At 67.1% G+C, this 10,300-nt stretch carries 11 protein-coding genes; 7 read left to right on the forward strand and 4 right to left on the reverse strand.

The genetic code is table 11. The features are described from left to right. Positions 1–93 precede the first annotated feature (93 nt). Positions 94–414, forward strand: coding sequence for an NAD(P) transhydrogenase subunit alpha (locus tag ABH900_RS14340; protein WP_005408173.1), 321 nt, complete (start codon positions 94–96; stop codon positions 412–414). Further along, positions 411–1,871: an NAD(P)(+) transhydrogenase (Re/Si-specific) subunit beta gene (locus tag ABH900_RS14345; protein ID WP_429623677.1), complete on the forward strand. Its 1,461-nt coding sequence runs from the start codon at positions 411–413 to the stop codon at positions 1,869–1,871. The genes ABH900_RS14340 and ABH900_RS14345 overlap by 4 nt, the downstream gene beginning before the upstream one ends. Positions 1,872–2,050: 179 nt before the next feature. Here ABH900_RS14345 and ABH900_RS14350 read toward each other — a convergent pair whose 3' ends face one another. After that, a complete protein-coding gene (locus ABH900_RS14350) occupies positions 2,051–2,470 on the reverse strand; it encodes a hypothetical protein (RefSeq protein ID WP_429623679.1) in 420 nt (139 codons plus the stop codon). A 122-nt stretch (positions 2,471–2,592) separates the two neighbouring features. On the opposite strand from ABH900_RS14350, the gene sufT reads away from it, so the two are divergent. From sufT to ABH900_RS14365, 3 genes are all read left to right on the forward strand, one after another. Further along, entirely contained in the window at positions 2,593–3,144 is a 552-nt protein-coding gene (sufT, locus tag ABH900_RS14355; protein ID WP_429623681.1) for a putative Fe-S cluster assembly protein SufT, read from the forward strand. A gap of 59 nt (positions 3,145–3,203) precedes the next feature. Further along, entirely contained in the window at positions 3,204–4,298 is a 1,095-nt protein-coding gene (locus tag ABH900_RS14360) for a branched-chain amino acid aminotransferase (RefSeq protein WP_429623682.1), read from the forward strand. Positions 4,299–4,749: 451 nt separating this feature from the next. Next, positions 4,750–6,489: a S8 family peptidase gene (locus ABH900_RS14365; protein WP_429623684.1), complete on the forward strand. Its 1,740-nt coding sequence runs from the start codon at positions 4,750–4,752 to the stop codon at positions 6,487–6,489. A gap of 193 nt (positions 6,490–6,682) precedes the next feature. On the opposite strand, the gene ABH900_RS14370 is transcribed toward ABH900_RS14365, so the two are convergent. The 3 genes from ABH900_RS14370 to wrbA all read right to left on the reverse strand — a co-directional run bounded on the left by ABH900_RS14370 (position 6,683) and on the right by wrbA (position 8,173). After that, positions 6,683–7,168, reverse strand: a complete 486-nt coding sequence (locus tag ABH900_RS14370) for an asparaginase domain-containing protein (protein WP_040009892.1) — start codon at positions 7,166–7,168, stop codon at positions 6,683–6,685. Positions 7,169–7,247: 79 nt separating this feature from the next. Continuing rightward, positions 7,248–7,583 carry a DUF2069 domain-containing protein gene (locus tag ABH900_RS14375; protein WP_429623686.1) on the reverse strand — a complete coding sequence of 112 codons (336 nt, stop codon included), beginning with the start codon at positions 7,581–7,583 and terminating at the stop codon, positions 7,248–7,250. Further along, positions 7,580–8,173, reverse strand: a complete 594-nt coding sequence (wrbA, locus tag ABH900_RS14380; protein ID WP_429623702.1) for an NAD(P)H:quinone oxidoreductase — start codon at positions 8,171–8,173, stop codon at positions 7,580–7,582. The genes ABH900_RS14375 and wrbA overlap by 4 nt, the downstream gene beginning before the upstream one ends. Positions 8,174–8,250: 77 nt before the next feature. On the opposite strand from wrbA, the gene ABH900_RS14385 reads away from it, so the two are divergent. Further along, positions 8,251–9,525: a YihY family inner membrane protein gene (locus ABH900_RS14385; protein ID WP_429623687.1), complete on the forward strand. Its 1,275-nt coding sequence runs from the start codon at positions 8,251–8,253 to the stop codon at positions 9,523–9,525. Beyond that, complete coding sequence (locus tag ABH900_RS14390) at positions 9,522–10,097, forward strand: TlpA family protein disulfide reductase (protein WP_429623690.1); 576 nt, start codon at positions 9,522–9,524, stop codon at positions 10,095–10,097. The genes ABH900_RS14385 and ABH900_RS14390 overlap by 4 nt, the downstream gene beginning before the upstream one ends. Positions 10,098–10,300: the final 203 nt, after the last annotated feature.

A 10,300-nucleotide genomic window follows, 5' to 3' on the forward strand; every position in this document is an offset into this window, starting at 1 on the left:
ACGCGTGAGCGCCGCTTCGGTTGACGCCGGGTGCACGCCGGGTTCAGCCCATGGTTATGATGGGCCGACGAAGACAGAGCGGGAGCGTTGCCGATGAGTGACGGGTTCGTGGCGCTGTACATCTTCATGCTGGCGGCCATCGCCGGGCACGTGATCATTTCGCGGGTGCCGGTGATCCTGCACACCCCGCTGATGTCGGGTTCCAACTTCATCCACGGCATCGTGCTGATCGGTGCGATGGTGGTGCTGGGCCACGCGCAGACGCCGCTGGAAAAGGCGCTGGGCTTCCTCGCGGTGGTGCTTGGCGCCGGCAATGCCGCCGGTGGCTACGTGGTCACCGCGCGCATGCTGGAAATGTTCAAGCCGAGCGCGCCGAAGGGCGGCAAGGACGAACCGAAGGAGCCGCAGGCTTGAACATCAGCACTGTCGAACTGCTCGATTGGCTGGTCAAGGCCAGCTACCTGGTCGCCGCCACGCTGTTCCTGCTGGGCCTGCAACGCATGGCCTCGCCGCTTACCGCGCGCAGCGGCATCCGCTGGGCCGGGCTGGGCATGCTGCTGGCCACTGCGGCCACCTTATTCCTGCCCGAACTGCACAACGTGCCGTTGATCCTGGTCGCGCTGCTGCTCGGTGCCGGCCTGGCCTGGTGGTCGGCCGGCAAGGTCGCCGTCACCGACATGCCGCAGATGGTGGCGCTGTACAACGGCATGGGCGGTGGTTCGGCGGCGGCGATCGGTGCGGTGGAGCTGCTGCGCTATGCCTTCCTGGCCCGTCGCGATACCACCCACTGGAGCGAACAGGCGCTGGCCGACCTGGCCGCGCGCCAGCCATCGGGTACCGTGCTGCTGCTGGCGGTGGTCGGTGCGGCCATCGGCGCGGTGTCGCTGTCTGGTTCGGTGATCGCCTGGGCCAAGCTGGATGGCCGTCTCGACAAACGAGTGACCTGGCCCGGCCAGCAGGTGATGAACCTGGTGGTGGCACTGGCGGTGGTGGTACTGGCGATCATCGCCGCCAGCACGCTCAGCACCTGGGCAATCGTGGCCTTCTTCGTACTGGCATTGGCGCTGGGTGTGCTGATGACGCTGCCGATCGGCGGTGCCGACATGCCGGTGGTGATCTCGCTGTACAACGCGTTCACCGGCCTGGCGGTGTCCTTCGAAGGGTACGTGCTGGGCAACGAGGCGCTGATCATCGCCGGCATGATGGTCGGCGCGGCCGGCATCCTGTTGACCCGGTTGATGGCCAAGGCGATGAACCGGCCGATCCGCAACGTGCTGTTCTCCAACTTCGGCGCTGGCGCCGGCGGTGAGGCGCAGGCGATTTCGGGTTCGCAGAAGCCGATCGACGCGGCCGATGTCGCCGCGATGATGGCCTTCGCCGAACGCGTGGTGATCGTGCCCGGCTATGGCATGGCGGTGGCCCAGGCACAGCACAAGATCTGGGAGCTGGCACAACGACTGCGCCAGCGTGGAGTGAAGGTGAAATTCGCCATCCACCCGGTCGCCGGGCGCATGCCGGGGCACATGAACGTGCTGCTGGCCGAGGCTGGCGTGCCCTACGACCTGATCGCCGACATGGACGACATCAACCCGGAGTTCGCCAACACCGACGTGGTGCTGGTGATCGGCGCCAACGACGTGGTCAATCCGGTGGCGCGCACCGACCCGGCCAGCCCGATCTACGGCATGCCGGTGCTGGACGTGGTCAACGCGCGCAACGTGGTGGTGATCAAGCGCGGAAAGGGTACGGGCTTTGCCGGTATCGAGAATGCGCTGTTCTACGCCGACAACACGCGCATGCTGTACGGCGATGGCGCCGAAGCGGCGGCCTCGCTGGTCAGCGAGCTGAAGGCGCTCGACGGCGGGCATTGAGGACCGGGGTCGGATCCCTTTCCGCAGGAAAGGGCTCTGACCCCTTTGCCGGCCAGCGGCCGGCACTACCCCCGTCCACGCGTGGCGGCTGCATCTGGTAGGTGCGGACATTGGTCCGCACGCTTTTGCCGGCCAGCAGCCGGGGCGATCCCATCCACGCGTGGCGTGGATCTACGCGCTCAGCGCGCCAGCCAGGCGCCTACGGCAACACCCAGCGCCAGCCACAGCCATTCCACCGCGCCATTGGCCAGGGTGATCAGGGTCCAGGCCAGGTGTGGGCCCATCCGCATCGTCGCGTCCCACAGGTCCAGCCCGATCGAGCCCCCCATCCAGGCGCTGGCGATGGCCCAGTTGGCCACGGCGGCGGTCAGCAACGTGCCCAGCACGACCAGCGCGATGCGCAGCCGGCCGGGGCCGAGCGTGCCCAGGCGCAGCATGAACGCCAGTTCCAGGGCGGTCAGTACCGCCATCCAGCCGACCTGTCGGCCGGTGATCAGCGCCAGCACCATCCAGGCAAGGGGAGCAACAACCAGACCCAGCAACAACATGATGGGCCAGAGCCAGGTCACGGTCCTGGCACGCGCGGCATTGGAGGACATCGAAGCTTCCTGAGGATCGCCCACAGGATACTGTGGTTTGCCGCGGTGCACCGGCGGCGGCGGGGCGGCTGGGCTAGAATGCCGTCTTGCGTGGCCGCGGCCACGGCCCCATATCGGTCCCCATGTATTCCCGTAGCAGCGAACCTGTCCACTTCGAACGCGATTGCGAGGCCGTGATGGTCCCGCAGGGCGACACCGTGACCCTGCCTGCCGGCAGCTATGGGTACATCACCCAGGCGCTGGGTGGCAGCTATTCGGTGTTTGTCGAGGGCAACCTGTTCCGCATTGCCGGCAAGGATGGCGACGCGATCGGCAAGGAGGCACCGGCACCGCTGGAGCTGCCGGCCGACGCCTCCGATGAACAGGTGGAACAGCTGGTGTGGCAGCAGCTGCGCACCTGTTTCGACCCGGAAATTCCGGTGAACATCGTCGAACTGGGGCTGGTCTACGAGGTTGAGATCAAGCACCTGGACGAGGGCCAGCGCGAGATCGACGTGAAGATGACCCTGACCGCGCCGGGCTGCGGCATGGGCGACATCCTGGTCGACGACGTGCGCAGCAAGCTTGAAATGATCCCGACGGTGGCCGAGGCCGACGTCGACCTGGTGTTCGACCCGCCGTGGAACCAGCACATGATGTCCGAGGCGGCGCGGCTCGAGACCGGCATGCTTTGACCCAGGGCCCGCAGTGACGCGGGCCCGGCACTACCCGCAACCAGAACAGGAATCCTCCGGTGTCCCAGTCCATCCCCAGTTTCGCCGTCACCCGTTCGGACCACCCGCGCAGCGCTGAAGAGCGCGCCACGATCCTGGAGAAGCCGGGTTTCGGCCTGCACTTCACCGACCACATGGTGGAAGTGCGCTGGGACAAGGACACCGGCTGGCACAACGCCAACGTGCGTGCCTACGGCCCGCTGCAGCTGGACCCGGCTGCGGCCGTGCTGCACTACGGCCAGGAAATCTTCGAAGGCATCAAGGCCTACCGGCATGCAGACGGCTCGATCTGGACCTTCCGTCCGGATGCCAACGGCCGCCGCCTGCAGCGTTCGGCGCAGCGCCTGGCGCTGCCGGAACTGCCGGTGGAGATCTTCGTCGAATCGCTGAAGCAGCTGGTTGCCGTGGACAGCGCCTGGGTGCCGTCGGCCGATGAGTCGAGCCTGTACTTCCGGCCGTTCATGATCGGCGACGAAGCCTTCCTCGGCGTGCGCGGCGCGCACAAGGCCGGTTACTACGTCATCGCCAGCCCGGCCGGCCCGTACTTCGCCAAGGGCGTTGCGCCGGTGGCGATCTGGCTGTCGACCGAGTACGCACGTGCGGCCAAGGGCGGCACCGGCGCGGCCAAGTGTGGTGGCAACTACGCCGCCTCGTTGCTGCCGCAGCAGAAGGCGCAGGCGCAGGGCTGCTCGCAGGTGCTGTTCCTCGACCCGGTCGAAGGCAAGTACCTGGAAGAGCTGGGTGGCATGAACGTGTTCCTGGTCTACAAGGACGGCACGCTGGTCACGCCGGAACTGTCCGGCAGCATCCTCGAGGGCATCACCCGCGAAAGCATCCTGCAGCTGGCCCGCGACCGTGGCATGAAGGTCGAAGAGCGCAAGGTCAGCATCGACGAGTGGAAGGACGGTGTTGCCTCCGGCGCGATCAGCGAAGTGTTCGCCTGCGGCACCGCGGCGGTGGTCACCCCGATCGGTCAGCTGAAGGGCGAGGGCTTCTCGGTCGGCGACATCAACGCCCCGGCCGGCGAAGTGACCATGTCGCTGCGCAAGGAGCTGACCGACATCCAGTACGGCCGCCTGCCGGACCGCCATAACTGGCTGGTCAAGCTGGGCTGATCGCCCGCGGCCAACTGTAGAGCCGAGCCCACGCTCGGCTGCTTTTCCGGAAAGCCCGTCCCCGTGACGGGCTTTCTGCGTTGTGGGCCTGGGGTCAGATCCCTTTTTCGCAGGAAAAGGGATCTGACCCCAGATCTGCGGACGCCGATGTCGGCAAAGTCATCCCAGGACACGTGATGACCCAGTCAGGTGCGTGCAGGGCGCGCGAAAGTTCCTTCACCTTCACAAACCCTCGACCCGGAAAGTCTCAGATCAGACATTTCATCTTGCTGAAAAGACGCTGAAAATCTTGTGGTGTCCGGTTTTGGTCATTAGCGTCATCTGCACGGCGGATCGATAGGGGGATCCGCTGACTCTCCGGACTTCGAACCTCGCCAACGCAAGCCAGCCCATGGTTCGGGCCGGTGCTTCTGCCGATTCCGGCATTCACACCACTAGAAAGGGAAATACGATGTCCCAGGTAACGCAACCGCGTGTGCGTCGAGTGTGGGTGGTCCTTGGTGCGTCCGTTCTGTCATCGCTGCTGCTGGCCACGCCTGCGCTGGCCGGTGATGTCCAGCTCAGCGGCCTGCAGTCCGCGCCGACGCATCAGCGTTTCATCGTGAAGTACCGCGACGGCAGTGCCCCGGTGGCCAACACCACTGCGCTGGCCTCTTCGCTGAAGAGCGCCGCCGCCGGCCTGGCCAGCAGCCAGGGCCGCGCGCTGGGTCTGCAGGAGGTCCGCAAGCTGGCCATCGGCCCGACCCTGGTGCGAAGCGATCGTCCGCTCGACCAGGCCGAATCCGAGCTGCTGATGCGCAAGCTGGCCGCCGACCCGAACGTGGAATACGTCGAAGTCGACCAGATCATGCGGGCGACGCTGACCCCGAATGACACCCGCTTCAGCGAACAGTGGGGCTTCGGCACCTCCAACGCTTCGATCAACGTGCAGCCGGCCTGGGACAAGGCCACCGGCACTGGAGTGGTGGTCGCGGTGATCGATACCGGCATCACCAACCACCCGGATCTGAACGCCAACATCCTGCCCGGCTATGACTTCATCAGCGACGCGGCAATGGCGCGCGACGGCGGTGGCCGTGACAACAATCCGAACGACGAGGGTGACTGGTACGGCGCCAACGAGTGCGGCGCGGGCATCCCGGCCTCCAACTCCAGCTGGCACGGCACCCACGTTGCCGGCACCGTGGCGGCGGTGACCAACAACAGCACCGGCGTGGCCGGCACTGCGTTCAATGCCAAGGTTGTCCCGGTACGCGTGCTGGGCAAGTGCGGTGGTTACACCTCCGACATCGCCGACGCGATCGTGTGGGCGTCCGGTGGCACCGTCAGCGGCGTGCCGGCCAATGCCAACCCGGCCGAAGTCATCAACATGTCGCTGGGTGGTGGCGGCACCTGCTCGGCCACCTACCAGAACGCGATCAACGGCGCGGTCAGCCGTGGCACCACCGTGGTGGTCGCCGCCGGCAACAGCAACACCAACGTGTCCTCGTCGGTGCCGGCCAACTGCGCGAACGTGATCGCGGTGGCGGCCACCACCTCGGCCGGCGCGCGCGCCAGCTTCTCCAACTATGGTGCCGGCATCGACATCTCCGGCCCGGGCCAGAGCATCCTGTCCACCCTCAACACCGGCACCACCACGCCGGGCAGCGCCAGCTATGCGTCCTACAACGGCACCTCGATGGCGGCGCCGCATGTGGCCGGTGTGGTTGCGCTGATGCAGTCGGTCGCCCCGAGCCCGCTGAGTCCGGCACAGGTCGAGAGCATCATCAAGAGCACCGCACGCCCGCTGCCGGGTGCCTGCTCGGGTGGTTGCGGCGCCGGCATCGTCGACGCCAACGCGGCTGTCGCTGCGGCGATCAATGGCGGTGGCCCGAATCCGGGCGGCAACGTACTGCAGAACAACGTGCCGGTGACCGGCCTGGGCGCCGCGACCGGTGCCGAGCTGAACTACACCGTCGCCGTTCCAGCCGGCAGCACCCAGCTGCGCGTGGCGATCAGTGGCGGCAGCGGTGATGCCGACCTGTACGTGCGCCAGGGCAGTGCCCCGACCGATACCACCTACACCTGCCGTCCGTACCTGAGCGGCAACAGTGAGACCTGCACCATCAACAGCCCTGCCGCTGGCACCTGGTATGTGCGGGTGAAGGCCTACAGCACCTTCTCGGGCCTGACCCTCAACGCCCAGTACTGAGCCCAAGACCCTCTCCAAGGGCACGCCCTGGCTTCGGCCGGGGCGTTTTTGTTTCTGTAGAGCCGAGCCTGCGCTCGGCTGCTCCGGCTTCGGACCTTTGTGCCGCGCTCGCGCGCGGTTGCCGAGCATGGCTCGGCACTACGGCCGCGCCGCGGATTCGGGTAGGTGCCGACCTTGGTCGGCACGCGGTTCCTCAGACCGATTCGAAGCGGTTCGCGGCCACGTTCTTGCGCACGTGCTGCGGGTCGAAGATCCGGCCGTTCATCGCGATGTACACGCCGGTCGGCAGCGACTGCACCGCACCGATCGCGCAACCGATGTTGAACTCCGCATCCGAGCCACGGAAACGCGCCGGGCTCAGCGCGCCGGTCATCACGATGGTCTTGTCCGGAATCGTCGCCAGCACCTTGCCGGTCTGCACCATCGAATCGGTGCCATGGGTCACCAGCACATGCCGGGTCGGCTGCGCGGCGATGGTGGCACGGATCAGCTCGCGATCCTCGTCGTTGATGTGCAGCGAATCCTTGCGCAGGATCGGGATCACGTTGAAACGGAACGTCACGCCCAGCTCGCGCAGGATCATGCCGATCTGCGGATCGCCGATCTGGTAGTCCGACTTGTCGTCGAAGTAGATCTTGTCGATCGTGCCACCGGTGGTGACGACCAGGAGCTCTTCCATCATGTGCATGCGCGAAACCAGGACAGGTACAGCGGCGCGGGGCCAGGAACGCAGATGATACGGCCCGGCGGGCGCAGCGTCAGCGTCGCTTGCCGAAGCGCGCGCGCAGCCCGGGCAGGCTGGCGCTGAAGATCACCACCAGCGCCAGCGCGATCTCGATCAGTGCCAGCCAACGCGTTTCCGGATGGCTCCAGGCGCTCATCACGCCGTGGCTGAACCAGCCCAGGGCCAGCACCGAGGCCCAGAAGCCGGCCTTGCGCCAGCCCAGCCGCACGGCGATGGCCAGCGCCAGCGGCGGTGCGGTGAATACCAGCTGGGTGGCCAGCCAGTGCTTGTCGTTGATGAACCAGCCCGCGAACAGCGCGGCCAGCCCCATCAGGGCCAGCAGCAGGACCGTGCGTGGCGCGGCGCTCATCGGGCCAGCCGTTGCGCGATATCGGCCACCCGGCGCCCCAGGGCCCGCGCCAGCACCGCCTCGTCGTCGGTTGGCTGCGGGTCGTCGGCGGCGCCGGCCACGTGGCTGGCGCCATAGGGTGTACCGCCACTGGTGGTGTGGCTCAGTGCCGGTTCGGTGAACGGGATGCCGACGATCACGCAGCCATGGTGCAGCAACGGCACCTGCATCGACAGCAGGGTCGATTCCTGGCCGCCGTGCATCGAGGCGGTGGAGGTGAACACGCCGGCTGGCTTGCCGGACAGGGTGCCGTTGACCCATTCGGCACCCAGGCCATCGAGGAAGTGCTTCACCGGCGCGGCCATGTTGCCGAAGCGGGTCGGGCTGCCCAGCAGCAGCCCCTGGCAGTCGACCAGGTCCTGCACACTGACATAGGGCGCGCCGTCGTCGGGGACGGGGGGCTGCGCGGTCTGGGTCACTGCGGCCACCGGCGGCACCGTGCGCAGGCGCGCGCTCATGCCCGGCACTTCGCCGATGCCCCGCGCGATCTGGCGCGCCAGCCGTGCCACCGAACCGCCCCGGCTGTAGTACAGCACCAGAATCTCGCCCATCGTGCCCGCTTCTCCTCGTCGTCTGGTCATCAGTATGGCTATCCTGCCAGCATTCCGCATCGGGTACCCTTTCGCCGATGGAACCTTTGGATACGCTCAACCTGTGGATGGAGCGCGCGCGGGATCGCGCACGGGCCATCAGTTTCGGCCGCTTCCTGTGGCATCGCTTCCTCGACGACCGCCTGTTCCAGGCAGCGGCGGCGCTGGCGTACACCACGGTGTTCGCGCTGGTGCCGCTGGCGATCGTGGTATTCGGTGTGCTGTCGGCCTTCCCTGTCTTCGACCGCTGGAGCGACCAGCTCAGCGATTACGTCTTCTCCAACTTCGTGCCCAATGCCGCGCGCGCGGCTGAGGGCTACCTGCGGCAGTTCTCGGCCAGTGCCGGCCAGCTCACCGCCGCCGGCTTCGTCGCGCTGGTGGTATCGCTGCTGATCACCCTCAACAGCGTGGAAGAGACCTTCAACCAGATCTGGCGGGTCGGCTCGACCCGGCCCAAGCTGACCCGCTTCCTGGTCTACTGGACCGTACTGACCCTGGGCGCAATGCTGGCCGCTGCTTCGCTGGCGGTGTCGGCGCGGGTGTTCGCGATGCCGCTGTTCGGTACCCAGGAGGGCCGCTGGCTGGCCGAGCTGGCGCTGCGGCTGGCGCCGATCCTGATCGAGTTCGTCTGCATCACGCTGATGTTCAGGGTGGTGCCGCACCACACGGTGAAGTGGCGGCACGCGGTGCCTGGCGCGATCCTGGCGGCGGTGATCCTGGAACTGGTGAAGTGGGGCATCGGCGCCTACCTGGGCAGCTTCCAGTCCTACCAGAAGCTCTACGGCACGGTAGCGTTCGTGCCGATCCTGCTGCTGTGGATCTACCTGTGCTGGGTGGCGGTGCTGCTGGGCGCGTCGCTGGCGTCGTCGATGGCGGCCTTCCGCTACCAGCCCGTTGAGCTGCGTCTGCCGCAGGGCTATGAGTTCTATGGCCTGCTGCGCCTGCTCGGCCGCTTCCACCATGCCCGGGCCAAGGGCAAGGGCCTGGCCGATGATGAAATCCTGCGGCTGGAGCCGATGCTGACCGATTCGCTGCTGCAGGACCTGGCCTGCAAGCTGCAGGAGATCGGCCTGCTGCGCCGCGACGAGCGCGGCGAGTGGTTGCTGTCCCGCGATCTTGATCAGGTCAGCCTGGCCGATCTGTACGAATGTACCCAGCTGCGCATCCCGGTGGCCGAGCAGCACCTGCCGCACCGCGACGACAGCCTGGGCCGCGCCGCACTGGCGGCGCTGGACGACCTGCGGCTGCCCCTGCGCGAACGCCTCAAGCGCAAGGTCAGCGATATCTATACCGATTCTGGAGACATGCCATGACCCGCAAGACCCCATTGCCGCTGGTACTCCCGCTGGCGCTGCTGTTGGCGCTGGCTGCGTGCAAGCCGGCACCGGCGCCCGCACCGGCCAGCAGCCAGCCGCCGGCACAGGCGCCCGCGCCAACGACACCGGCACCGGTCGAGGAGACCCCGGCCGAGCGCACCACCGCCGAATTCCCGACGTTGAAGATGAAGGCCGTGGATGGCAGCGACTACGACCTGGCCGCGCATCGCGGCAAATGGGTGGTGGTGAATTTCTGGGCGACCTGGTGTGCGCCATGCCGCAAGGAAATGCCCGAGCTGTCGGCGCTGCATGCGATGCGCAGCAACATCGAGGTGGTCGGCCTGGCCTATGAAGACATCGAAGTGCCGGAAATGCAGTCGTTCCTGACCAAGCATCCGGTGACCTATCCGATCGTGATCGTGGATCCATTCGATCCGCCGGCCGACTTCGCCACCCCGCGTGGCCTGCCGCTGACGCATCTCATCGACCCGCAGGGCAAGCTGGCGCACAGCTTCCTCGGCCCCGTGACTGCCGCCGACATCGAAAAGCAGATCGCGGCTGCCAAGTAGTGGGTTTGTCGGCAGGGCTGCGCCCTGCACCCGCGGTAGTGCCGGCCGCTGGCCGGCAGCCCCAGCAACAGCCAAAGCAACAGCCAAAGCGGGTTTCCTGTGGGTAGGCGGGGTGGGTCCGGTTGCGGGGGGCGCCGTAAACCCATCCATGGGGGCTTGGCCGCGGCATCCATGCCGCGGACACCCCCGCAACCGGACCCACC

This window comes from Stenotrophomonas sp. AN71 (assembly GCF_050435725.1).
Lineage (GTDB): Bacteria > Pseudomonadota > Gammaproteobacteria > Xanthomonadales > Xanthomonadaceae > Stenotrophomonas.

What these genes read in the sequence shown, in the direction of transcription:
- ABH900_RS14375 (WP_429623686.1), bottom strand. Translation starts at nt 7,583, where the DNA reads ATGAGCGCCGCGCCACGCACGGTCCTGCTGCTGGCCCTGATGGGGCTG.
- wrbA (WP_429623702.1), bottom strand. Translation starts at nt 8,173, where the DNA reads ATGGGCGAGATTCTGGTGCTGTACTACAGCCGGGGCGGTTCGGTGGCA.
- ABH900_RS14385 (WP_429623687.1), top strand. Translation starts at nt 8,251, where the DNA reads ATGGAACCTTTGGATACGCTCAACCTGTGGATGGAGCGCGCGCGGGAT.
- ABH900_RS14370 (WP_040009892.1), bottom strand. Translation starts at nt 7,168, where the DNA reads ATGGAAGAGCTCCTGGTCGTCACCACCGGTGGCACGATCGACAAGATC.
- ABH900_RS14350 (WP_429623679.1), bottom strand. Translation starts at nt 2,470, where the DNA reads ATGTCCTCCAATGCCGCGCGTGCCAGGACCGTGACCTGGCTCTGGCCC.
- ABH900_RS14365 (WP_429623684.1), top strand. Translation starts at nt 4,750, where the DNA reads ATGTCCCAGGTAACGCAACCGCGTGTGCGTCGAGTGTGGGTGGTCCTT.
- ABH900_RS14390 (WP_429623690.1), top strand. Translation starts at nt 9,522, where the DNA reads ATGACCCGCAAGACCCCATTGCCGCTGGTACTCCCGCTGGCGCTGCTG.
- sufT (WP_429623681.1), top strand. Translation starts at nt 2,593, where the DNA reads ATGTATTCCCGTAGCAGCGAACCTGTCCACTTCGAACGCGATTGCGAG.
- ABH900_RS14340 (WP_005408173.1), top strand. Translation starts at nt 94, where the DNA reads ATGAGTGACGGGTTCGTGGCGCTGTACATCTTCATGCTGGCGGCCATC.